Consider the following 23,136-nt stretch of genomic DNA (forward strand, 5'->3'; position numbering starts at 1 on the left):
CTCAACCCCGCCAGTACGTGTCGCTGCCCCGGCCAGGACCACTCGTGAAATGCGAAGCGAAAGGTGCACGCGTCTCGCCGCGTCGGCCTTCAAGCCCGTTCGCGGAACCCCCTTCGCTCCTGTCCTTCCCGGCAGTCGGCCGAGCTTCCTTATCACCGATCGATCCAGCCATGCCGGAACGAGAAAGGCCGTGCCCCGCTCGGGACACGGCCTCCAATTCCGTCGGAACGGGCAAGATTACTTGATCTTGCCTTCCTTGTACTCGACATGCTCGCGCTTGACCGGGTCGTACTTCCGCACGACCATCTTTTCGGTCATGGTGCGGGCGTTCTTCTTGGTCACGTAGAAGTGGCCGGTCCCCGCGGTCGAGTTCAGGCGGATCTTGATCGTCGTCGGCTTCGCCATGGTCGTCTCTCCTGCTCGCGGGGCGTGCGCGTTGACGGCGCCCGCGTGAATACGTCTGAGCCCCGGCTTTTAACCGCGCGCTTCGCGCTGTCAACCGCGAAACGGGCCGGGAAGATATGCGCGGATGGCCTATAAGCCGGATTCTGTCCCGGGGTCGCCCCCGGCGATGACCATTCATCTCGACACCCTGTTGCCAGGGCATCTGAAGCTGCCAACCCGGACCTCTCGGGGTCAGGCGTCCCTGCGGCGATATCCGGCGAACCGGATCAGCACACGCGCGAGGTCCCTATTTGGCATTGCTCCCGGTGGGGCTTGCCGTGCCGGTCCGGTTGCCCGTCCCGCGGTGGGCTCTTACCCCACCGTTTCACCCTGACCCGGACATGCCGGGCGGACTGTTCTCTGTGGCGCTTTCCCTCGGGTTGCCCCGGCCGGGCGTTACCCGGCACCGTGCCTTGTGGAGTCCGGACTTTCCTCGAGCCCGAAGGCCCGCGGCCATCCAGCCATCCGCGCCCGGCTGCCCTATGCCGCCGTCACGCCCCGGTCAACGGGAAAGCGCGCGGCGAGGTCGGCGATGAGGGCCATGTCGACGGCATCCACCGGCCCCGTGGCACGTGGCCGGAATCGCAGGCGAAAGGCAGCGAGGCGCAGGTCATGGGACACGGCGGCGGTGTAGCCGAAGCGGCGGGCCAGCTCGTCGAAGGCCCGCGCCGAGGGGACCGCCGCGCCCTGCTCCGGCCGGGGCCAGACCGACAGGCCGTGCCGCGCCAGCCGGTGCCAGTCGAATCGCGGACCGGGATCGGTCTTCCGGCCCGGCGCCATGTCGGAATGGCCGATCACCCGCTCGGGTGGAATCGCCCAGCGCGCCATGACCTCCGACAGCAGCGATTCGAGCGCTGCCATCTGCGGCCCCGCGAAGGGATGGTCGCCACGATTGTAGAGTTCGATGCCGATCGAGCGCGAATTGACGTCCTCGACCATGCCCCAGCGCCCGGCGCCGGCGTGCCAGGCACGCTGCTCCTCGGGCACCAGCGCGGTGACCCGGCCCGCACCCGATATCAGCCAATGCGCCGAGACCTCGGCCGCCGGGTCGCACAAACGCGTCAGTGCCGCCTCGTGGCTGTCCATCGCCGTGAAGTGGATCACCACGAGATCGGGCCGCGCGCCAAGGCGTCGCGGCCCGTGATTCGGTGACAGCGCTTCGGGCATCGCCCCTAGCGGCCGACCGCCGCGAGGAAGGGCGCCGGGTCCCAGCCGCAGGCGAAGCCGTCGCCGTCGGGGTCGATTCCCTTCGGATCGCGGTTCGGGCCGCCGCGCAGCAGGAAGTCGCGCTGCGCGTCGTCAGGCGAGCGGTAGGAAGCGCAGTTGCGCTCGAACCGGTTGCCCATGGTCCCGAGGATGAACCGCGAATACCACTCCTGCCCGCGCTTGTTCGGCGCGTTGAGCGCGTATTCCACGAGGTTCGGCCCGGTCTCGCCGGTGCGCTGCGGCAGCGCGGTCGGCTGGATCACCTGGTAGGCCGCCGCTTGCTGGGCACGACGTTCGGCGTCGGACTGGATCGTCTCGCGGTTCGCGACCGCTTCGAAGCTCTGCTCGTCCGAGATCGCCGCACCGCCAGAAGCGATCGGCGCGGCGTTGGTCGGGCTGGCCTGCACACCGCCACGGCGGTCGAGGTCGATCCCGGCGGCGGCCAGCTCGGAGCTGGCGATGGTGCCACCCGCAGGCGCCCCGAAGGTGGCCGGCTGGTCCTGGTAGCGACCGGTCAGCTGCGCCTCGCGCATCGCCGCCCCGCTGTCGGGAACGCGCGGCGCGCAGGCGGCCAGCGTCAGCCCGGCGCAGGCCAGGACCAGAAATTTGGTTCGAGAAGCAAGCGGTTTCACGGCGACACTCCGGGCCCTGATCTGTTCGACTGCGCCCGTTACCACCATTTCGCGGGCTTGGAAACGAAACCGGCGGCCTGCTCCAGCGCATAGGCGGTGTTGAGCAGATCGCCTTCCTCCCACGGCCGGCCGATCAGCTGGAGGCCCAGCGGCAGCCCCTTGTGATCGAGACCGGCGGGCACCGAGATGCCCGGCAGACCGGCGAGGTTCACCGTCACGGTGAACACGTCGTTGAGATACATCTGCACCGGGTCGGCATCCTTCATCGCGCCGAGGCCAAACGCCGAGGACGGCGTCGCCGGCGTCAGGATCGCGTCGACCCCTTCGGCGAAGACCTGGTCGAAATCGCGCTTGATCAGCGCGCGGACCTTGCGGGCGCGGTTGTAGTAGGCGTCGTAGAAGCCGGCCGAGAGCACGTAGGTGCCGACCATGATCCGGCGCTGCACCTCGGAGCCGAAGCCCTCGGCGCGGGTCTTCTCGTACATCTCGGTGATGCCGTCGCCCTGCGCCAGCTTGGCGCGGTGGCCGAAGCGCACGCCGTCATAGCGCGCGAGGTTCGACGACGCCTCGGCGGGGGCGATCACGTAATAGGCCGGAAGGGCGTATTTGGTGTGCGGCAGCGAGATGTCGCGGATCAGAGCGCCCGCGTCGCGCAGCATCTCGGTACCACGGCTCCACAGCGCCTCGATCTCGCCCGGCATGCCGTCGACGTGATATTCGCGCGGGATGCCGATCACCTTGCCGCGGATGTCGCCGGTGAGCATCGCCTCGAAGTCGGGCACCGGGATGTCGGCCGATGTCGAATCCTTCGGGTCGTGGCCCGACATGGCGCGCAGCATGATCGCGGCGTCGCGCACGTCGCGGGTCATCGGCCCAGCCTGGTCGAGCGAGGAGGCAAAGGCGATGATGCCCCAGCGCGAGCAGCGCCCATAGGTCGGCTTGATCCCGGTGATGCCGGTGAAGGCGGCCGGCTGGCGGATCGAGCCGCCGGTGTCGGTGCCAGTGGCGCCGAGACACAGATCGGCGGCCACGGCGGCGGCCGAGCCGCCCGAGGAGCCGCCCGGCGTCAGCGCAACGCCGTCATCGGCCTGCCATGGGTTCACGGCGGGGCCGTAGGCCGAGGTCTCGTTCGACGAGCCCATGGCGAACTCGTCCATGTTGAGCTTGCCCAGCATCACCGCGCCGTCGCGGAAGAGCTGCGTGGTCACGGTCGATTCGTATTGCGGGCGGAAGCCCTCGAGGATGCGGCTGGCCGCCTGGCTCGCCGTGCCCTCGGTGCAGAACAGGTCCTTGATGCCCAGTGGCACGCCGCACAGGTCGGGCGCGTCACCGGCCTTGAGCCGCTCGTCGGCCGCCTTGGCCTGCGCCTCGGCGATCTCGGGCGTCTTGTGAGCATAGGCGTTGAGCTTGTCCGCGCCGTCGACGGCGGCATTGAGCGCACCGGTCAGTTCGACGGACGAGATCTCGCCCTTGCGCAGCGCGTCGCGGGCGGCGGCGATGGTCAGCTTGGTCAGTTCGGTCATTTCCCGCCCCTCATTCCACGACCTTGGGCACCGCGAAGAAGCCTTCGCGGGCATCGGGCGCATTGGCCAGCACCTTGTCCTGCTGGCTGCCGTCGGTCACCACGTCCTCGCGCCGCTTGAGATGCATCGGCGTCACGCCGGTCATCGGCTCGACCCCCTCGACATCCACTTCCTGCAGCTGCTCGATGAAGCCAAGGATGGTGTTGAACTCGGCGGCGAGCGCGGGCAGCGCCTCTTCCTCGACCCGGATCCGGGCCAGCTTGGCCACCCGCCGGGCGGTGTCGGTATCGATCGACATGGGGCTCTCCTGTCTGGTCGATCCCGGCTTTAGCGGGCGCGGGTCGGTCCCGCAAGCAGCGCCCGGCGGATCAGCTCGATCATCCAGCCGAGCATGACCCCGTTGAGCACGTGCCAGGCGAAATGCGTGCCGGCGGGCCAGCCCGGGCAGAGCGTTTCGTCGAGCGAGCGGAACACCAGCGACAGGCACAACAGCGCGGCGCCCAACCCCATGCCCCGCCCCACCATCGGCCAGCGCCGCCACAGGGCTACGGCGTAGATCGCGATCAGCAACGGCACCGGCCAGTAGAATGCGGAAATGGCAAAGAATGGCAGCGCAGCGAAGACCGGCGTCAGGATCATCGCCCAAGGTACGAAAGCCGCCGCGCCCAGCGCCGAGGCCCAGACGGGCAAATGCCAGAACGCGCGGTTCGCGGCATAGACATAGGCGAGGATGAAGACCGCGATCGGAATCACGTCGGCCAGCATCGCCCAGAAGCTGGCCACCGAATGAAACAGCCCGCTGCCGATGCCGATGGTGAAGAGGATCGCGGACAGTACACGCGGCAGGGCCAGCCCGCCCGCGCGGCGCCAGCACCAGATCGCGGCGATCAGAAAGGCGGCGTTGGAAACGAGATTGAGCGGCTCGGCCCAGAACCCGGGGCCCAGCCGTTCGCAATAGGCATCGATCGGGGCGGTCCAATCCATGGCCCGAGGCTAGAGCGCGAGCCGGTAGTGATCCACCTGGAAGTTGCCATCGAGACCGTCGGCACAACGATACATGGTCATGTTCGACGTGCTGTCGATCCGACCGCCCGAGATCAGCGACACACCGATCCCAACGGCGTTCGCGCTGAACTTGATATCGCCCTTGGCGATGACCTGGCTGCCATGCAGGTTGAAGCCCGAGGGGAGGTCCACCCCGCCCATCGTGAGGAGTTGCGCGCTGCCGCCGGGCAGACAGGCATCGACGCGCCCGAGACGCACCCCGGCGCTGCCGGTGATCGACTTGACGCTCGTATCGGTGGTGGCGACGACCGCGTCCTCGAAGGCGAGCCCCGAGCCGAGGCTCACTTCGCAGTCTGTGACGATCACCGCCTTGCGGATCGTGGTGAGCGCCCCCTTCGTGCCCAGCGTCACCTTTTTGCCCTTGCAGGCAAGCCGGTGGATTCGGCCCGGCGTGAAATGGGAGGGGTCGAAGCTTGAGCCCGAAAGCTGGATCACGCTGCCCGAGGTCACGTAATCGGGCATGTGCCAGGAGCCGTAGCTCTCAAGCTGCGCGATGATTTCGGACAGGTCGCGCAGCTCGCGGATCTCGACCTCCGCCGGCCGCAATGCCGCCTGCAGCCCCTCGTTCTTGGTGAAGCCCGAGGCGGGCATCCGCAGCTGGTCGATATTAGGCATCGACAGCACCGTGCCCGGCTCGAAGCTGTTGTTGTTGTTGATCGAAACCCAGGAGTTGGAGTGCATGCAGAAGCCGTTGAGATAGGCGTTGTTCGACTGCACGTCGATCGCCCCATTGGCCAGAAAGCCCTGATCGGCGCAGCCTGGGTTGTAGGCGATGAAGACCGCGTCGCGGGAGATGTCCCAGCTATCGATCCCGATGATCTGCGTCACGAAGCTCGTCACCGCGTTGCCCCGTGCAGCCCGGCGCGCGGTGGTGACCCGCACCGCGTCGGTCTTGCTCGGATCGGCGGTGAACTTGCCGGTGTCATAGTCGAAGGTGCCGAAGGCGATATCGGAGGCGAGGACCAGGTTGCCACGCCGCGCGTCGGCCTCGTTCGCCCGCACCATCGCGACCGCTGCCAACTTGGCCTCGTCGGCGGGCATGCGGCGGCGAGCGACCAGCGCCGCATGAGCGGCGGAATCGGCCATGATTTGCAGCCTGACCCGCTCGGCATGGACGTGGCTCACGTCGATGGCGACGCCGCCCATGGCCGCCATCGCCACGAAGATGAAGAGCCCGAACATCGTGCCACCGCCGCTCGCGTCCCGGAGAAGACGGCGCAGGAGCGCAAGGCATCCCCATCCGCGGGCCATGATCAGTACTCCACCCGGTGGCGCGAACTGAGCGTGAGCTCGGTATTGCCGATGAGCGGCAGGCTGCCGCTCAAGGTCATCGCGCTGAGCGGCAGCTTCACGGTGGTGACAATGACATCGCCGCTGATCGCCGTCGTCACCTTCGCGCCAGCCACCGCCCCGTCCAGCCGCTCGGCGATGGCGAGCTGCGCCTCCAGCGGCGAGCTCAGACGATTGACCGAAAGGGCGCGATTGCCCTCCTGCACGATCCGCAGCGCTTCGCTCTGCTTGAGGTAGATGTTGGAAACATCCACCACCAACATCAGCAGGAAAGTGAAAAGCGGAATCCACAGCACCGCCTCGATCGACATCGAGCCGGTGCTGTCATGGCCCAGCCACCGCAGCGCCCGTCGGAGGCGCGCGCTGCGGTGTTCTGGTCCGGTCGTCTGGCGCATCTGCCCCCGCCTCCGATTCCGTTTTGATTAACGGAAGGGTAACCGGCGATTGCGGCACGATTCCGGTGCCGGCGGGGAAGGGCTGGGGCAGATCCGCGGTTCAGAGACCCTTGGAACGGTAGCTCAGCGCCACCCGGCCGATCGCCACGAGATACGCGGCGGTGCGCAGGTCGGGCACGTCATCGCGCGCGTGCCAGATCTCGCGCATCGACTGGTAGGCGGTGCGCATCGTGTCATCGAGACCCGAACGCACCAGCTCCAGCTCGTCATCGCCCTTGAGATAGCGCTCCTTGAAGTTCTTCGACAGGCTCCAGCCCAGCCCCTCGTCAGCCGACAGCCGCTCAAGCTCGTCGACGATGGCCTGCGCACGGGCTTCGTCGGCGCGGCGCTCCATCCGGCCGAAACGGATATGGCTGAGGTTCTTGACCCATTCGAAATAGGACACCGTCACGCCGCCGGCGTTGGCATACATGTCGGGAATAATGACCACGCCCTTTTCGCGCAGGATCTCGTCGGCCCCGGCCGTGATCGGGCCGTTGGCGGCCTCGATGATCAGCGGCGCCTTGATGCGGTCGGCATTGGCGAGGTTGATCGTGCCCTCCAGCGCCGCCGGGATCAGGATGTCGCATTCCGCCTCAAGCAGCGCCGCGCCGTCCGCATGATGCGTGGCGTGGGGGTAATCCTTCACGCCGCCATGCTTGGTGATCCACTGGTGCACCGCCTCGACGTCGAGGCCGTTCTCCTGTGTGATGGCGCCGTCGCGCTCGATGATGGCGGTGATCTTGGCACCGTCCTCCTCGGAGAGGAACTTGGCGGCGTGGTAGCCCACATTGCCGAGGCCTTGGACGATGACCCGCTTGCCCGCCAGCTTGCCCGACAGGTTAGCCTTGGCCACGTCCTCGGGGTGACGGAAGAACTCGCGCAGCGCGTATTGCACGCCGCGCCCGGTCGCCTCGACCCGGCCGTGGATGCCGCCGGCATTGAGCGGCTTGCCGGTGACGCAGGCGCGGGAGTTGATGTCGGTGGTGTTCATCCGCGCGTACTGGTCGGCGATCCAAGCCATCTCGCGCTCGCCGGTGCCCATGTCGGGGGCGGGCACGTTCTGGGAAGGGCTGATCAGGTCGCGCTTGGCCAGCTCATAGGCGAAGCGGCGGGTGATCTGCTCCAGCTCATGCTCGTCCCAGTCGCGCGGATCGATCCGAAGTCCGCCCTTGGAGCCGCCATAGGGCACTTCGACAAGAGCGCATTTATAGGTCATCAGCGCCGCCAGCGCCTCGACCTCGTCCTGGTGCACCGACGGCGCGTAGCGGATGCCGCCCTTCACGGGCTCCATATGCTCGGAATGCACCGACCGGTAGCCGGTGAAGGTGTGGATCTGGCCGCGCAGCCGCACGCCGAAGCGCACGGTATAGGTGGCGTTGCAGACGCGGATCTTCTCTTCGAGGCCGGGCGACAGGTCCATCAGCGCCACGGCGCGGTTGAACATCATGTCGACGGAATCGCGGAATCCCGGTTCGGGTTGATGTGGGTTGTGCTCGGTCATCTTGGTCTCCCTGTGCGGCCGGCCGGCGCCGGCTCTCCTGCCCGATCCTAGACCCAATCCCCCAATAATCGACAGCAGTGGAAGCCGTGGCGTGGGGGAAAGGCCCGCCCGCGCCGGAGTCACGCCGCAAATTGGCCATCTCGGCACGGTTCCCTGATCTCGTCCGAAAGGAGAATACGCCCGTGAACCGGCACCCTGCCCCGCACCGAAACCGCCCGCAGCGTCCCCCTCGCCAAGAGGGCGCCCCAGATACGCTTGGTCGCGACGAGAGCGGCTCGATCATCGTCTTCTCGCTCTTCGTGATGGTGATCATGCTGATGATCGGGGGCCTGGGCGTCGACATCATGCGGACCGAAGCCCGGCGTACCGAGCTGCAGGCCACGCTCGACCGGGCGGTCCTCGCCGCCGCCGACCTGCAACAGACCCGCGACCCAGAGACGGTGGTGCGTGACTATGTCGCCAAGGCCGGGATGTCCGACAGCCTCGGCGCGGTCGAAGTGGTGCAAGCGCTCAACATGCGCACGGTCCGGGCCGAGGCGCGCTCCACGGTGCCGACCATGATGCTGAAATTCGCCGGCATGACGTCGCTGGCCGCCCCGGCGGCAGCCTCGGCCACCGAATCGGTGAACGACATCGAGATCGGGCTGGTGCTCGACGTCTCCGGCTCGATGAACAGCAACAACCGCCTGCCGCGCCTCAAGACCGCCGGCGCCGAGTTCATCGACACCATGTTCAACACCGTCGAACCGGGCCATCTGGCGATTTCGCTGGTGCCCTACTCGACCCAGGTCAACCTCGGGCTCGATCTCGCCACCGCGCTCGGCATGCCCCGGCTGCACAACTTCAGCTATTGCGCGGATCTGCCCGCGACCGCCTACCTGACCACCGTGGCCTCGCCTTTGCCGCTGGTGCAGGCCGGGCATTTCGACAGCAGCGGCTACTCCCCCTCCTCGGGCGGGATCAGCAGCTATGCCAACATGCGGATGCGGTCCTCGACCTGCCGGACCGGCAACGGCTTTGAAGTGCTGCCCTGGTCGACCAGCCGCACCGCGCTCAAGAACCGGATCGCCGGGCTCAGCGCCGAAGGCTGGACCTCGATCGAGATGGGCGTGAACTGGGGTGCCGCGCTGCTCGACCCGACCGTGCGCACCGCGCTCAACCAGTTCTCCGCGGTGACGGGTCTGGCCTCCGGTCTGACCGGCTGGCCGCGCGACTTCGGCATCTCGCAGGGGATGAAGGTGCTGGTGGTGATGACCGACGGCGCCAATACCGTCAATTACCGGCTCAAGTCGCCCTACCGTGAAAATGGCCTGTCCGATGTCTGGGTGCTCGGCTCGAACGACTACTACGTAAAGCGGCTGACCGGTGACTACTTCAGGGCATCGGATCGTACGATCGTGGCGACACGTCCGGCGCTTGCGACCCGGTTGCGCTGGAACGAGCTCTTCGCCCGAATGACAGTGCGGGAGCACGCCCATCACCTGCGGGCGATGCAGTTCGATCAAGGCACTGCGGCCTTCGACACCACCTTTGCCACCTGGACCTCGATCGTCGAAACCGACTGGACCATCACCAAGGATACCCGGTTGAGCCAGATCTGCTCCGCGGCCAAGGCCAAGGGCGTGGTGATCTTCACCATCGGCTTCGAGATCAACGAGCCCGGCGCCATGGAGGCGATGGCCGGCTGCGCCTCCTCGCCCTCGCATTTCTACCGCGTCGAAGGGCTGCAGATCGCCTCCGCCTTCACCTCGATCGCCACCCAGATCAACGCACTGAGGCTGATCCAATGACCGGTCTGCGTCGCTTCCTGCATGCGCTGCGGCGCCGTCCCGCCTTGCTGCGCGCAAGCGAAGGGGCCGCCTCGGTCGAGTTCGTGCTGATCTTCCCGGTGCTGATGCTGGTGATCCTGTCGAGCTTCGAGCTGGGCATGGTCACGCTGCGCCAGGTGATGCTGGATCGGGGCCTCGACCTGACCGTGCGCGAGGTCCGGCTGGGGCAGATCACCCCGGTCGACCACGCCACGGTCAGCGCCTCGATCTGCAACCACGCGCTGCTGCTGCCGGACTGTGCGAGCAACCTGCGGCTCGAAATGCGCCCGCTCGACCTTCGATCCTGGGTCACGCCCCCCGAACAGGCGGATTGCGTCGACCGCGCCGACATCACCGTGCCGCTGCGCCGCTTTACCGCCGGAGTGGAGAACCAACTGATGCTTCTGCGTGCCTGCTCCCTGTTCGATCCGTACTTCCCCACCAGCGGGCTGGGCGCGCGGCTGCCCCGCCAGTCGGGCGGCGCCTATGCGCTGACCTCCGCCTCCGCCTTCGTGGTCGAACCATGAGGCGGGCTTGGCAGATCGCCCGTGCGGGGCTGGCGCGGTTCTGGCGCGATCGCGACCGCGAAGCGGGTTCGATGACGGTCGAGGCGGTGCTGATGATGCCGCTGCTGCTCTGGGTCTTCGGTGGCAGCTGGGTGTTCTTCGACGCCTATCGCGCGAAATCGATCAATACCCGCGCGGCCTACACGGTCGGCGACGTGCTGAGCCGGGAGTCGGGTTACATCACGCCGACCTTCGTCAACAGCATCTCCGCGCTGCAGGGCGTCCTGATGCCGGAATCGCGGGCACCGCGCATCCGGGTCAGCGTCTTCACATATGACGCGCCGACCAGCAGCTACCGTGTCCGCTGGTCGACGGCGCGGGGCACCGGCGTGTCCGCTCTGACCGATGCTGCGCTCAACGAGGTGCGGGCGGAGCTGCCCGACATGCCGAATCTCGAGGTGGCGACGCTGGTCGAAACCTGGACGGACTACACCCCCATCTTCGATGTCGGGTTGGCGCCCTTCACCTTCGAGGATCGGGTCGTGACCCGGCTGCGCTTCGCCGGCCAGCTTTGCTACAGCGTGACCGGGACGGTGTCCGACGCGCTGTGCTAGGTGCTGGGGACTAGGTGCGGGGTGCTAGGTGCCGCTCCGCTGCGCCAGCCGCGACTCGATCGCCTCGGCCATCGCCTTGGTCTGCGGCGCCGGGGTCACGCCGCCGATTCCCAGCCGATGCCCGAGCCGCCACCACATGCCCGGCCGCCAGCCCCGCGCCATCGGCCGCGTCAGCCGCAGCGTGAAGCCGTTCGACGGCTTGAGCGAGAAGCTGCCGCGGTCGATCCCGGCAATGTCCTGCCAGCCCGCTAGCAAGGTGCCGTCGCTGGCCGATAGCCCCGTCTCGTCGAGCCGCAGCACGAGGCGCGTCGCCCGGCGCAGCGCCTCGCCCGCTACCAGCCCCCCGGTACCCAGCGCCAGCAGCGCAGCCACCCACAGCGCCCCGTCGGCCTGCGTCAGCGCGGTGTAAACCGCGAGACCGCCGAAGACATAGAGCACCCCGACCGCCATCGCCCGGCGGGCGGGCGCCGCGCGCAATTCGAACTCCATCATTCCGTCCCCGGCTGTTGCCCGGTCGGGCATAGCCCGGCCACCATCGGCCGTCACCCCCGCGCGGGGATGCCATTGCCGCCCCGGCCGGCGCCCCGTAACCTGAGCGCAGCCCCAGATCCGGAACCCAATGCCCCGCCTCCTTTTCCTCGTGCCGCTGCTGCTCGCCGCCGGCTGCGCCCAGTTCCCCGAGATCGACGCCCGCGTGCCCGAGGCCGAACGCCACGGTCCGCCGCCCCCGCTCGTCGACGTCGTGCCGCTGCTGGCACGCGCCGACGCCGCACAGGCGTCGCCGCGATTGACCGAGGCCAGCGGCACGGCGCTGGCACAACGCGCCGAGGCCCTGTCCCGCCGGCAGGTTTCCGGGACCCCGGGCGCCGCGCTGCCGGAGGCCCGGCTGCGCGATCTCGCGGCGCGGGCCGAGGCGCTGCGCAGCGCACCGGTGATCGACGCCCAGACACGCGCCCGCATCGAGGCGGGCGTGACGACCCCTGCCGCGTTGCAGTGATCCCCCGCTCGGGCTAACAGTCGCGCGCAGCCAAGACAGACCGGAGCCTCCCATGACCTCTCCCCTTCGCCTCGGAATCGCCGGTCTCGGAACCGTCGGCGCAGGGGTCGTGCGCATCGTGCAGGAGCATCCCGAACTTCTCGCGGCCCGCGCCGGTCGCGCGGTGGAAATCACCGCGGTCTCGGCCCGGAACCGCGCCCGGGACCGTGGCGTCGATCTTTCGGCCTATGCCTGGGAGGACGACGCGGCCGTTCTCGCCGCCCGCGACGACGTGGACGTGGTGCTGGAGTTGATGGGCGGCCATGAGGGCATCGCCAAGTCGGTCGTCGAGATCGCGCTCGACAACGGCAAGGACGTGGTCACCGCCAACAAGGCGCTGCTCGCCCATCACGGCCAGGCGCTGGCCGAGCGGGCCGAGGCGCAAGGCCGGGTGATCCGCTTCGAGGCGGCCGTTGCCGGCGGCATCCCGGTCATCAAGGCGCTCACCGAGTCGCTGGCTGGCAACGAGATGACCCGCGTGATGGGGGTGATGAACGGCACCTGCAACTACATCCTGACGCGGATGCAGAGCGCCGGGCTGCCCTATGACGCGGTGTTTCAGGAGGCCGCCGATCTCGGCTATCTTGAGGCAGACCCGCAGCTCGACGTGGGCGGCATCGATGCCGGTCACAAGCTGGCGCTGCTGGCCGCGATCGCCTTCGGCACCAAGGTCGACTTCTCGGGTGTCGAACTCGAGGGCATCGGCGCGATCACCATCGAGGACATCAACCACGCCGCCGATATGGGCTTCCGCATCAAGCTTCTCGGCGTGGCGCAGATGACCGGACGCGGACTGGAGCAGCGCATGTCGCCCTGCCTCGTGCCCGCCTCCTCGCCGCTGGGCCAGCTCGAAGGCGGCACCAACATGGTGGTGCTTGAGGGCGACGCGATCGGCCAAGTGGTGCTGCGCGGCCCCGGCGCGGGCGCGGGCCCCACGGCGAGCGCGGTGATGGGCGACGTGATGGATCTCGCCCGTGGGATCCGGCTGCCGGTCTTCGGCCAGCCCGCCTCCGGGCTGCGCGCGGCGCGCGCAGCGCAGGCGGCGGTGCCCGCCCCTTATTACCTGCGGATGCGTCTGCTGGACAAACCGGGTGCGCTCGCCAAGGTCGCGCGAGTGCTGGGCGAAGCCGGGATCTCGATCGACCGGATGCGGCAATACGACCACGAGGACACCTCTGCCCCGGTGCTGATCGTCACCCACAAGACGACCCGTGCCGCCCTCGAGGACGCGCTTGCAGGCTTCGAGGCCACCGGCGTAGTGCAGGGCGCGCCGGTCGCGATCCGCATCGAGCAGGTCTGACGGAAAGGGGCGGCGCCCCTTCCCCACCCCCGAAAACGCCCATTCCGGCGGCGGCGCCCGAGCCCGCCGCCGCCCATCTCGCGCCGTTTGCGCAAACATCTCCCGGCGCGCTTGTCACCGCGCCGGAGGGCCGGTTAGGTCGAGGCAACGCTCACGATTGCCCGAGGACGCCTCCCATGCCCCAAGCCCCCGAATTCCATGATCGCATGCTGTCGCTCGGCCTCGCCCGGGTGTCGGAGGCCGCGGCCATCGCCTGCGCGCCGCTGATCGGTCGCGGCGACGAGAAGGCCGCCGATCAGGCCGCCGTCAACGCCATGCGCACCCAGCTCAACATGCTCGACATCGCCGGCTGCGTGGTGATCGGCGAGGGCGAGCGCGACGAGGCGCCGATGCTCTATATCGGTGAGGAGGTCGGCACCGGCGAGGGCCCGGCGGTGGACATCGCGCTCGACCCGCTCGAGGGCACGACGCTGACCGCCAAGGACATGCCGAACGCGCTTACGGTGATTGCCATGGGTCCGCGCGGCTCGATGCTGCACGCCCCCGACGTCTACATGGACAAGCTCGCGGTCGGGCCGGGCTTCGCTCCCGGCGTGGTGACGCTCGAGATGAGCCCGGCCGAGCGCGTCGCCGCGCTGGCCAAGGCCAAGGGCACCGATGCGGGCGACATCACCGTCTGCGTGCTGGAACGCCCGCGCCACCAGGAGATGATCGACGAGCTGCGCTCGACCGGCGCGGCGATCCGGCTGATCACCGATGGCGACGTGGCCGGCGTCATGCATTGCGCCGAACCGGCCAAGACCGGCATCGACATGTACATGGGCTCGGGCGGTGCGCCCGAGGGTGTGCTGGCGGCTGCCGCGCTGAAATGCATGGGTGGCCAGATCTACGGCCGGCTGCTGTTCCGCAACGACGACGAGGTGGGCCGCGCCCGCAAGGCCGGGATCGAGGATCTCGACCGGATCTATTCGCGCGACGAGCTGGTCACTGGGGACGTGATCTTTGCAGCCACCGGCGTCACCGACGGCAACCTCGTGCCGGGCATCCGCCGGGATGGCGGCTACCTCACCGCCGAGACGATCCTGATGCGGTCCAAGACCGGCTCGGTGAGGCGCATGTTCTACCGCAACCCGATCGACCGCAGCCAGCCCGGCCGCTGAACCGACGCCGCGGCGGGGGGCATACCCCCCCCGCCGCCTCTTCGGAGACCGGCACGGGCGGATCGCGCCCGCGTGAGCAGGCGGCATCGTCTCCGGGCTTGCCATCGCGCCCGCTTTCGGGCGACACCCGCGCCATGCCCGATTTTCTCGACGTCTCCGCCTCGCTGACCGGCCGCCGCTGGGTCGGTCCCGCCGCCGAGGCCGACCGCCTCGCCCAGGCCATGGCCCAGGGCTGCGACCTGCCGCTGCCGCTATGCCACGCCCTTGTAGGGCGCGGCGTCGCCGCCGAGGCGGTGGCCGGCTTCCTCTCCCCGACCTTGCGCGAACTGCTGCCCGACCCGTTGTCTCTGCGTGACATGGGCTCCGCCTCGGATCGCGTGATGCAGGCCGTGCGGGGCCGCGAGCGGATCGCCATCTTCGCGGATTACGACGTCGATGGCGGTGCCTCGGCCGCGCTGCTGTTGGTCTGGCTGCGCCGGATGGGGCTGCAGGCCACGCTCTACATTCCGGACCGGATCGAAGAGGGCTATGGCCCCAACGCCCCGGCGATGGCGCGGCTGGCGCGGGACCACGACCTCATCATCTGCGTCGATTGCGGCACGTTGAGTCACGAGCCGATCGCCGCCGCGCAAGGCGCGGATGTCGTCGTGCTCGATCACCATTTGGGCGGCGAGACCCTCCCCGACGCGGTGGCAGTGGTGAACCCCAACCGGCAGGACGAGAGCGGCGATCTGGCGCATCTGTGCGCCGCGGCCGTGGTGTTCCTGCTTCTGGTGGAGCTGAACCGGCGACTGCGCGAGGATGGCAGGCCCGGCCCGGACCTGATGGCGATGCTCGACCTCGTGGCGCTGGCCACCGTGGCCGACGTGGCGCCGCTCACCGGCGTCAACCGGGCGCTGGTGCGCACCGGGCTTCAGGTCATGGCGCGCCGCCAGCGCCCCGGCCTCGTGGCGCTCGCCGACGTGGCGGGACTCGACGTGCCGCCCACTGCCTATCATCTGGGCTACCTGCTCGGCCCGCGCGTCAACGCCGGCGGCCGGATCGGCAAGTCCGACCTCGGCGCAAGGCTGCTGGCGACCGATGATCCGCACGAGGCGGCCGCTCTGGCCGAGAAGCTCGACCACCTCAACCGCGAGCGGCGCGAGATCGAGGCGCGGGTGCGCGACGCCGCCCTCGAACAGGCCGAGGCACGCGGCACCGAGGGGCCCCTCGCCTGGGCCGCCGGCGCGGGCTGGCATCCCGGCGTGGTCGGCATCGCGGCCGCGCGGATGAAGGAGGCGACCAACCGCCCCGCCGTGGTGATCGGCATCGAGGACGGGATCGGCAAGGGCTCGGCCCGATCGGTGCCGGGAATCGATCTAGGCGCCGCGATCCACCGCGTCGCGGCCGAGGGGCTGCTGCTTCGTGGCGGCGGCCACAAGATGGCGGCCGGGCTCACCGTCGAGGAGGCCATGATCGAACCCGCGATGGCGCGCCTCGCCGAGCTTCTGGAGAAGCAGGGCGCGGGGGCCGGCGGGCCGCGCGACCTGCGGCTCGATTCGGTGCTGATGCCCGGTGCCGCCACGCTCGAACTGATCGAGCGGATCGAGGCGGCGGGCCCCTTCGGCGCCGCCGCGCCGGCGCCGCGCTTCGCCTTTCCCGACATGGCGATCCAGCACGTTCGCGAGGTCGGCCAAGGCCACCTCAAGATCGGCTTCGGCGATGGTCTCGGGGCGCGGCTCGACGGCATCGCCTTCGGCGCGATGGACGGGCCGATGGGGGCCGCGCTGATGCGCCATGGCGGCGCGCGCTTCCACCTCGCAGGCAAGCTCGACCTCAACATCTGGAAGGGCCGCCGCACCGTCCAGCTGCGGCTCGACGACGCCGCGCCGGCGCGTTGAGCGCAGGCGGTTTTTCCCCCACGGCAATTTCACGGATCGTCTATTTTCCCCTTGCGGGGCCAGAGCGGTTTCCCTAAACACCGGCTCACCGACGAGCGGCCCGTTCGTCTATCGGTTAGGACGCCAGGTTTTCAACCTGGAAAGAGGGGTTCGATTCCCCTACGGGCTGCCATCGGTTTACGGTTCGAGGTCCCTTTCGGGAAACCGGTTCCGTCGTCAGAGTGGCCCGTTCGTCTATCGGTTAGGACGCCAGGTTTTCAACCTGGAAAGAGGGGTTCGATTCCCCTACGGGCTGCCACGACGCCTCCTTCCTCCTCCCCTGCCCTCGCGCCAACCACCGTGGCCTGAGCCTGATGCTCGGTTGTTCCTGTTCGCGCGCGCGGGTAAAGCGGGCCCGATACCGCAACGGGAGGCGCCGCGATGGCACAACAGGACAAAGCGAAGATTGGCCTCATCGGCCTTGGCACCATGGGCAGCGCGCTGGCGCTCAACATTGCCGAAAAGGGCTTCCCCATCGCGGTCTGGAACCGCCGCGCGGACGTGACCCGCGCCTTTCATGCCGAAGCCGGAGAGCTAGCCGACCGGGTGATCCCGACCGAGAGCTACGAGGAACTCGTCGCCGCCATCGCCAAGCCGCGCGCGATCATCCTCATGGTGCCGGCCGGCGAGCCCGTCGACGAGCAGATCGCGGCGCTGCGGCCGCTGCTCGACGATGACGACATGATCATCGATGCCGGCAACGCCAACTTCCACGACACCAACCGCCGTTCGCGCGAAGCCGAAGGCAAGCCGTTCCTCGGCATCGGCGTCTCCGGCGGCGAGGCCGGCGCGCGGCACGGGCCGGCGATCATGGGCGGCGGCGAAAAGGCGCATTGGGACCGGGTCGCACCGATCCTGACCGCCATCGCCGCGAAGTTCGGCGACGAGCCTTGCGCCGACTGGATGGGCCGCGAGGGCGCGGGCCACTTCGTCAAGGCGGTGCATAACGGCATCGAATACGCCGACATGCAGATGATCGCCGAAGTCTATGGCGTGATGCGTGACGGCCTCGGGCTCAATGCCGACGCGATCGGCGACGCCTTCGCGCGGTTCAACGAGGGCGCGCTGAAGTCCTACCTGATCGAGATCTCCTCGATCGTCACCAAGGCCGCCGACAAGCATACCGGTCAGCCGATGATCGACCTGATCCTCGACAAGGCGGGTCAGAAGGGCACCGGCCGCTGGACCGCGATCGAGGCACAGCATCTCGCCGCCCCGATCCCGGCGATCGAGGCCGCCGTCGTGGCCCGCAACCTGTCGAGCCGTGTCGCGGCGCGCAAGGAAGGCGAGGATCTGTTCGGCGCGGCGCCGCAGCAAATCCCCGAGGGCAAGGTGTCTGACGAGATGCTGGAGCGGGCGCTGATCGCCGGCAAGGTGCTGTGCTATGCGCAGGGCTTCGACATGATCGCCGCCGCCTCCGAGCAGTTCCGCTGGGCGCTGCCGCTGCCCGCCATTGCCCGTGTCTGGCGCGAGGGCTGCATCATCCGCTCGGCGATGCTCGACGACATGGCGGCCGCGCTGGCCGAGGACGAGGATCGCAACCTGATGCTGGCGCCCGTCTTCGCACGGCATCTGCGCGAGGGCCACGTCGCGCTGCGCGAGCTGGTCGCGATCGGCGCGCGCTACGGCCACCCGATGCCGGCGCTGTCCTCGGGGCTGAGCTACTTCGACACGATGCGCACCGCGCGCGGCACCGCCAACATGATCCAGGCACAGCGCGACTATTTCGGCGAGCACGGCTTCGAGCGGACCGACGGCATCGAGGACAAGCACGGCCCCTGGCACGGCCACGGCGTCTGATCGCCGCCCCTCGGAACGGCAAAGGCCCCCGCGCTCTGCGCGGGGGCCTTTTCGTTTGCGCCTCGGGGCGGGTCAGCTGTCGCGGAAGCTCGTGAAGACGTCCCACAGCACCAGCGCCACCGTCACCCCCAGCACCCCGGCCAGGTCGAGGCGCGGGATATGCGAGAACAGGATCCACAGGAAGCTCAGGAAGAAGACCAGAGCCACGATCGTCATGATACGGTTGAGCATTATTCGGTCTCCTCCTCGGCCAGAAGCCCTTCGAGCCAGCGCGCGGTGCGCAGCAGCCGCGCATCGTCGCCGCGCCGTCCGACCAGCTGGACGCCCATCGGCAGGCCGGTCTCGGATTGCAGGATCGGCACGCTCACGGCCGGCATGCCGGTGAGCGTCCACAGCCCGTTGAAGATTGCGTCGCCGGTGCTGGCATGGCCCTGCGGGGCAGGGCCGAGCGCGGCGGGGCACAGGATCGCGTCGCAGCGCTCGAAGATCTCGTCGAGCCCCGCATAGAGCACGTCGGACCAGTCGAGCGCGGCGATGTAGTCGCGCGCCAGGATCGCCTTGCCGCGATCGAGCGCCGCGCGCATCTCCTCCGACAGCGCGTCGCGACCCTTCTTCTCGTAGGCGAAGTAGGATTTGGCCATCTCGGCGAGGTTGATCCGCTCGCGGATCTCGGCGGCCTCGTCGAAGATCCCCGGCAGCGCCGTCTCGAAGCACTGCTCACCTAGCGCCTCGACCAACTCGGCGAAGGCGGCATGGGTGTCGGCGTCGGCCCGGTCCCAGCCCGGAAGCCGCAGGAAGGCCAGCGTCGGCCGCACCGGCGGCTTGGTCATCGCGACGGAATGCAGCCGCGGCGGCGGGGCGAGCACGGTCGCCCGGTCCTTGGCGTCGTGGCCGTAGAGCGCCTCGGCCAGAAGCGCCGCGTCCTCGACGTTGCGGGCAAAGACCCCGACCGTGTCGAGGCTGGGCGACTGGCTGAGCACGCCGGTGCGGGGGATCGCGCCGAAGCTCGGCTTGAACCCCACCGTGCCGCAGAACGAGGCCGGCCGGATCACCGAACCGCCGGTCTGGGTACCCACCGCCAGCGGCACCATGCCCGCTGCAACCGCGGCCGCCGAACCCGAGGATGAGCCGCCCGGGGTGCGGGCAGGATCGTGCGGGTTGCGGGTCTTGCCGGGATGCAGAAAGGCCAGTTCCGCCGTCACCGTCTTGCCGATGATGATGGCGCCCGCGGCGCGCAGCCGCTCGACCAGAGCGGCGTCACGCTCGGGCACCCTGCCCTCGTCGAGCGCGGTGCCGTTCTGCGTCGGCACCTTGGCGGTGTCGATCACGTCCTTGAGCGCCACCGGCAGCCCGTGCAGCGGGCCGGTGGGCCGCCCCGCCCGGCGCGCCGCGTCGAGCGCCTGCGCCTGGCTCATCGCGTAGCCGCCGTCGAGCCAGGCCCAGGCCTGGATCTCGGGCTCGAGCGCGGCGATACGGTCAAGGCAGGCCTGCACCAGATCGGTGGCATTGAGCGCGCCGCTCGCCATCCGGTCGCGCAGTTCGCGCGCCGAGAGATCGAGCATCGCGATATGGCCCTTGGGCATCGGCTTGGTGGTCATCTCAGCGCCCATAGAACAGCTCCGGCAGGCCGAAGACCAGGTTCGGGAAGATGTAGACCAGCACCATCGAGACCACGACCATACCAAGGAACGGCATGATGCCCTTGAAGATCTGGGTCAGGCGCACCTCGGGCGGTGCGATGCCCTTCAGGTAGTAGGCCGACATCGCCATCGGTGGCGTCAGGAACGAGGTCTGCAGGTTCAGCGCCACGAGGATGCCGAAGAACAGCGGATCGACCCCGAAAATCTCCAGCAGCGGCAGGAAGATCGGCACGAAGATGATGATGATCTCCGACCATTCGAGCGGCCAGCCAAGCAGGAAGATGATCAGCTGCGCGAGGATCAGGAACTGCACCGGGGTCAGGTCGAGCCCCGAGACGAATTCCGAGATCAGATGCTCGCCGCCGAGATAGGAGAAGACCGACGAGAAGATGTAGGAGCCGACGAAGAGCCAGCACACCATCGCCGTCGTGCGCACCGTGAGATAGACGCTCTCGCGCAGCCGCTGGAAGGTCATCGCGCGGTAGATCACCGCCAGCACCATGCCGCCCAGCGCACCGATCGCGGCCGCTTCGGTCGGGGTTGCGAGACCGAACAGGATCGAGCCCAGCACCGAAAGGATCAGCACCGCCAGCGGGAAGAAGGAGGTGAAGAGCATCCACAGCAGCTTGCCCAGCGGCACGTCCGGCACTTCTTCCTTGGTCGGGCGCGGTGCGACCGAGGGCTGGAGGATCGAGCGGCCGACCACGTAGGTCAGGTAGAGGCCGACGAGGACGAGGCCCGGCAGCAGCGCGCCGGCATAGAGACGGACGATCGAGACGCCCGAGGCCGCAGCATAGACGATCAGCATGATCGAAGGCGGGATCAGGATGCCCAGCGTACCGCCGGCGCAGATGATGCCCGCGGCGAAGGAGGGCTCGTAGCGCGCCTTGAGCATGGCCGGCAGCGCCAGCAGGCCCATCAGCGTCACAACGGCACCGACGATGCCGGTAGCGGTGGCGAACAGCGCGCAGGTCACGAGGGCGGCGACGCCCATCGAGCCGGGCACGTTCTTGGAGGCGATGTTGAGCGTGGTGAACAGCCGGTCGACGATGTTCGCGCGCTCGACGATGTAGCCCATGAACAGGAACAGCGGCACCGCGGTCAGCACCTCGTTCGACATCACCGTGTAGGTCTGGTTAATGAAGAGGTCGAAGACGCGGTTGTTGAAGAAGCCGTCGATCCAGGACGAGGTGCTTTCCCACCAGCTGGCGATCTCGGGATCGAGCCGGTCGAAGTCGCGCCACATGCGGCCGGCATCGTAATAGGCGAAATAGCCGAAGCCGATGCCGAGCGCCATCAGCGTGAAGGCGATGGGGAAGCCCAGGAAGACCAGGCTGATGAAGACGCCCAGCATCATCAGGGCGATTTGCGGTTCGGTCACGTGCGTGCGCTCCGTATCAATTCAACGCGGGGGCAGCGCGTCATTTCATGTCCGGGTGATCGCTGGGGGCGGTCATCTGCTTCATCAGCAACTGCTCGGTCTCTTCGACATCCTCGGCCGCGGCCAGCCAGACGCCGTCGCGCATCGCCAAGATGCAGCGGAAGACCTGCGCGACCCCCTGGATCGCCAGCAGCACGCCGGCGACGACAATCACGGTCTTGAACTGGTAGATCGGCACGCCCGCGGGGCTGTTGACCGAAACCTCGCCGTACTGCCAGGAGCGCGAGGCGTATTTCCAGCCCGCGAAGATCAGCGCGAAGACGCCGGGAAAGAAGAACAGGATGTAGAGCAGTCCGTCGACGGCGGCCTGCACCCTGACCGGCCAGAGCCGGTAGAGGAAGTCGCCGCGCACATGGCCGCCGCGCGAGAGTGTGTAGGCGCCGCCGAGCATGAACAGCGTGCCGTACATGATGAAGGAGATGTCGAGCGCCCATGGCGTGGGGGAGCCCAGCACGTAGCGCACGAAGACCTCGTAGCTGACCCCGAAGGTCATCAGCACGATGAGCCAGCCGAAGACCTTGCCGAAGGCGGCGGAAAGGGCGTCGGCGAATTTGATGTATCCGAGCATTCGCGTCCCGTATGGTTGCGGGCCCGGCGACGCAATCGCGCCGCCGGGCGGTCAGGCTTGGCTCAGAGCGCCAGCTTGCCGGGGTAGTAGTGCTCGTAGGCGAGCTGGTAGTCCGGCGAGTTCATCAGCGTGTAGTAGGTCACGCGTTCGACCCATTCGCGCTGGCTGTCGAGCACGCGCTTCATGAACTCGTCCTGCTCGAGCTCGGGGATCAGCGCGTCCCACGCGTCGAGCTGGGCCGAGAGGATCGCCTGCGGCGTGCGGTGGATCGTCACGCCGCTCTCGGAGAGCTTCTGAAGGTCACGCGAGTACTGGTCGAGCGCGGTCGCCGAGTTGGCGGTGGACGCCGCTTCGACCGAGTGGCGCAGGATCGCCTGCAGGTCGGGGTCGAGGCTCTCGAGGAAGCTCTTGGAGAACAGGAACTCGAAGCTCTCGGACGCCTGGTGATAGGACGACAGGTAGTAGTTCTTGGCCACGTCCTGCGCGCCGAAACGGCTGTCGGAGGTCGGGTTGTTGAACTCGAAGGCGTCGATCACGCCGCGCTCCATGGCGGGTACGATCTCGCCGCCCGGCAGCTGTGCCACCGACATGCCCATCGACTGCATCAGGTCGGCCGCGAGACCGACGGTGCGGTACTTGAGACCCTTGATGTCGTCGACCGAGGCGACCTCGGTCTTGAACCAGCCGAAGGGCTGGGCGGGCATCGGGAAGCCGAGCAGGCCCTCGACGTCGAGGCCCATCGTGTCCATCAGCTCGGCGTAGAACTCCTTGCCACCGCCGGCATAGAACCAGCCCAGCATGGTGTCGGCCGAGCCGCCGAAGACGGGGCCGGTGCCGAACAGCGAAGCGGCCTTGTTCTTGCCGTACCAGTAGACCGGCACCGAATGCGCCATGTCGATCAAGCCGTCGCTGACCGCGTCCATCACCTGGAACGCCGCGACCACGGCGCCGGCGGGCAGCACGTCGACCTTGAGCCGGCCGCCCGACATCGCCTCGACGCGGTCGGCATAGGCCTGCGCCATTTCCTGCCAGATGTCCGAGGCCGGCCACGAGGTCTGCAGCTTCACGACGATCGGGCTCTGGGCGAGCACGGCGGGCGCGGCGAGACCGCCGGCTGCGGTGACGCCGGCGCCTAGGGCTCCCTTGCGCAGGAACGAACGCCGCGACACCTGCGCGGTCTTCTTCGGGGTAACTGTCATGAACTCCTCCCAGAATGTCATTCTCGGGCCGACGCTCCCCCGCGCGG

Annotated in this window: 23 protein-coding genes, 2 tRNA genes and 1 other RNA gene; 10 read left to right on the forward strand and 16 right to left on the reverse strand. The window is 68.5% G+C overall.

All coding sequences use genetic code 11. The features are described 5' to 3' along the window. Window positions 1-237: 237 nt before the first annotated feature. The 10 genes from rpmG to FHS00_RS09605 all read right to left on the reverse strand — a co-directional run bounded on the left by rpmG (window position 238) and on the right by FHS00_RS09605 (window position 8,098). A complete protein-coding gene (gene rpmG, locus FHS00_RS09560; RefSeq protein ID WP_017928995.1) occupies window positions 238-405 on the reverse strand; it encodes a 50S ribosomal protein L33 in 168 nt (55 codons plus the stop codon). A gap of 116 nt (window positions 406-521) precedes the next feature. Next, an RNA gene (gene rnpB / locus FHS00_RS09565) (RNase P RNA component class A) lies at window positions 522-913 on the reverse strand. Window positions 914-924: 11 nt separating this feature from the next. After that, complete coding sequence (locus FHS00_RS09570; RefSeq protein ID WP_183472268.1) at window positions 925-1,611, reverse strand: N-acetylmuramoyl-L-alanine amidase; 687 nt, start codon at window positions 1,609-1,611, stop codon at window positions 925-927. A 5-nt stretch (window positions 1,612-1,616) separates the two neighbouring features. Then, window positions 1,617-2,282: a hypothetical protein gene (locus FHS00_RS09575; RefSeq protein WP_183472270.1), complete on the reverse strand. Its 666-nt coding sequence runs from the start codon at window positions 2,280-2,282 to the stop codon at window positions 1,617-1,619. Between the two features lie 38 nt (window positions 2,283-2,320). Continuing rightward, on the reverse strand, window positions 2,321-3,805 hold the full coding sequence (gene gatA / locus FHS00_RS09580; protein WP_183472272.1) for an Asp-tRNA(Asn)/Glu-tRNA(Gln) amidotransferase subunit GatA: 1,485 nt from the start codon (window positions 3,803-3,805) through the stop codon (window positions 2,321-2,323). Window positions 3,806-3,815: 10 nt separating this feature from the next. Next, complete coding sequence (gatC, locus tag FHS00_RS09585) at window positions 3,816-4,103, reverse strand: Asp-tRNA(Asn)/Glu-tRNA(Gln) amidotransferase subunit GatC (protein ID WP_183472274.1); 288 nt, start codon at window positions 4,101-4,103, stop codon at window positions 3,816-3,818. A gap of 29 nt (window positions 4,104-4,132) precedes the next feature. Then, window positions 4,133-4,789 (reverse strand): ceramidase domain-containing protein, encoded by a 657-nt coding sequence (locus FHS00_RS09590; protein WP_183472276.1) that lies wholly within the window; start codon window positions 4,787-4,789, stop codon window positions 4,133-4,135. A gap of 9 nt (window positions 4,790-4,798) precedes the next feature. Beyond that, the gene (locus tag FHS00_RS09595; protein WP_183472278.1) at window positions 4,799-6,052 is read right to left on the reverse strand and encodes a pilus assembly protein TadG-related protein; all 1,254 of its coding nucleotides are present in this window, start codon (window positions 6,050-6,052) and stop codon (window positions 4,799-4,801) included. Window positions 6,053-6,123: 71 nt separating this feature from the next. Next, entirely contained in the window at window positions 6,124-6,555 is a 432-nt protein-coding gene (locus FHS00_RS09600) for a TadE/TadG family type IV pilus assembly protein (RefSeq protein WP_183472281.1), read from the reverse strand. A 100-nt stretch (window positions 6,556-6,655) separates the two neighbouring features. Continuing rightward, window positions 6,656-8,098 carry a Glu/Leu/Phe/Val family dehydrogenase gene (locus tag FHS00_RS09605; RefSeq protein WP_183472284.1) on the reverse strand — a complete coding sequence of 481 codons (1,443 nt, stop codon included), beginning with the start codon at window positions 8,096-8,098 and terminating at the stop codon, window positions 6,656-6,658. Window positions 8,099-8,280: 182 nt separating this feature from the next. Between FHS00_RS09605 and FHS00_RS09610 the strand changes: the two genes are divergently transcribed. The 3 genes from FHS00_RS09610 to FHS00_RS09620 are packed head-to-tail and all read left to right on the forward strand — an operon-like array spanning window position 8,281 to window position 11,026. Continuing rightward, on the forward strand, window positions 8,281-9,888 hold the full coding sequence (locus FHS00_RS09610; protein ID WP_183472287.1) for a pilus assembly protein TadG-related protein: 1,608 nt from the start codon (window positions 8,281-8,283) through the stop codon (window positions 9,886-9,888). Beyond that, window positions 9,885-10,433, forward strand: a complete 549-nt coding sequence (locus FHS00_RS09615) for a TadE/TadG family type IV pilus assembly protein (RefSeq protein ID WP_183472290.1) — start codon at window positions 9,885-9,887, stop codon at window positions 10,431-10,433. Before FHS00_RS09610 ends, FHS00_RS09615 begins: the two co-directional genes overlap by 4 nt. Continuing rightward, a complete protein-coding gene (locus FHS00_RS09620; RefSeq protein ID WP_183472293.1) occupies window positions 10,430-11,026 on the forward strand; it encodes a TadE/TadG family type IV pilus assembly protein in 597 nt (198 codons plus the stop codon). The genes FHS00_RS09615 and FHS00_RS09620 overlap by 4 nt, the downstream gene beginning before the upstream one ends. Before the next feature lie 24 nt (window positions 11,027-11,050). On the opposite strand, the gene FHS00_RS09625 is transcribed toward FHS00_RS09620, so the two are convergent. Further along, window positions 11,051-11,515 carry a hypothetical protein gene (locus tag FHS00_RS09625; protein ID WP_246391225.1) on the reverse strand — a complete coding sequence of 155 codons (465 nt, stop codon included), beginning with the start codon at window positions 11,513-11,515 and terminating at the stop codon, window positions 11,051-11,053. Between the two features lie 130 nt (window positions 11,516-11,645). On the opposite strand from FHS00_RS09625, the gene FHS00_RS09630 reads away from it, so the two are divergent. The 7 genes from FHS00_RS09630 to gndA all read left to right on the forward strand — a co-directional run bounded on the left by FHS00_RS09630 (window position 11,646) and on the right by gndA (window position 18,241). Next, window positions 11,646-12,023, forward strand: a complete 378-nt coding sequence (locus tag FHS00_RS09630) for a hypothetical protein (protein ID WP_183472297.1) — start codon at window positions 11,646-11,648, stop codon at window positions 12,021-12,023. Between the two features lie 52 nt (window positions 12,024-12,075). Next, window positions 12,076-13,362 (forward strand): homoserine dehydrogenase, encoded by a 1,287-nt coding sequence (locus tag FHS00_RS09635; RefSeq protein WP_183472300.1) that lies wholly within the window; start codon window positions 12,076-12,078, stop codon window positions 13,360-13,362. 176 nt (window positions 13,363-13,538) lie between these two features. Then, window positions 13,539-14,522 carry a class II fructose-bisphosphatase gene (glpX, locus tag FHS00_RS09640; RefSeq protein ID WP_183472303.1) on the forward strand — a complete coding sequence of 328 codons (984 nt, stop codon included), beginning with the start codon at window positions 13,539-13,541 and terminating at the stop codon, window positions 14,520-14,522. Window positions 14,523-14,656: 134 nt separating this feature from the next. After that, on the forward strand, window positions 14,657-16,402 hold the full coding sequence (recJ, locus tag FHS00_RS09645) for a single-stranded-DNA-specific exonuclease RecJ (RefSeq protein WP_183472306.1): 1,746 nt from the start codon (window positions 14,657-14,659) through the stop codon (window positions 16,400-16,402). Window positions 16,403-16,499: 97 nt separating this feature from the next. After that, a tRNA-Glu gene (locus FHS00_RS09650) sits at window positions 16,500-16,574 on the forward strand. A gap of 51 nt (window positions 16,575-16,625) precedes the next feature. Further along, window positions 16,626-16,700, forward strand: a tRNA-Glu gene (locus tag FHS00_RS09655). A 122-nt stretch (window positions 16,701-16,822) separates the two neighbouring features. Then, entirely contained in the window at window positions 16,823-18,241 is a 1,419-nt protein-coding gene (gndA, locus tag FHS00_RS09660) for an NADP-dependent phosphogluconate dehydrogenase (RefSeq protein WP_183472309.1), read from the forward strand. A 72-nt stretch (window positions 18,242-18,313) separates the two neighbouring features. Here gndA and FHS00_RS09665 read toward each other — a convergent pair whose 3' ends face one another. The 5 genes from FHS00_RS09665 to FHS00_RS09685 form a co-directional block, all read right to left on the reverse strand. After that, window positions 18,314-18,472, reverse strand: a complete 159-nt coding sequence (locus tag FHS00_RS09665) for a hypothetical protein (protein ID WP_183472312.1) — start codon at window positions 18,470-18,472, stop codon at window positions 18,314-18,316. Beyond that, window positions 18,472-19,851, reverse strand: a complete 1,380-nt coding sequence (locus FHS00_RS09670; protein ID WP_183472315.1) for an amidase — start codon at window positions 19,849-19,851, stop codon at window positions 18,472-18,474. Before FHS00_RS09670 ends, FHS00_RS09665 begins: the two co-directional genes overlap by 1 nt. Next, window positions 19,841-21,262 (reverse strand): TRAP transporter large permease, encoded by a 1,422-nt coding sequence (locus FHS00_RS09675; protein ID WP_183472318.1) that lies wholly within the window; start codon window positions 21,260-21,262, stop codon window positions 19,841-19,843. Before FHS00_RS09675 ends, FHS00_RS09670 begins: the two co-directional genes overlap by 11 nt. Window positions 21,263-21,302: 40 nt before the next feature. Next, the gene (locus FHS00_RS09680) at window positions 21,303-21,890 is read right to left on the reverse strand and encodes a TRAP transporter small permease subunit (protein WP_183472321.1); all 588 of its coding nucleotides are present in this window, start codon (window positions 21,888-21,890) and stop codon (window positions 21,303-21,305) included. Between the two features lie 62 nt (window positions 21,891-21,952). Continuing rightward, window positions 21,953-23,089 carry a TRAP transporter substrate-binding protein gene (locus FHS00_RS09685; RefSeq protein ID WP_183472324.1) on the reverse strand — a complete coding sequence of 379 codons (1,137 nt, stop codon included), beginning with the start codon at window positions 23,087-23,089 and terminating at the stop codon, window positions 21,953-21,955. Window positions 23,090-23,136 lie beyond the last annotated feature (47 nt).

Source organism: Limimaricola variabilis (assembly GCF_014195545.1).
Taxonomy (GTDB): Bacteria; Pseudomonadota; Alphaproteobacteria; order Rhodobacterales; family Rhodobacteraceae; genus Limimaricola; species Limimaricola variabilis.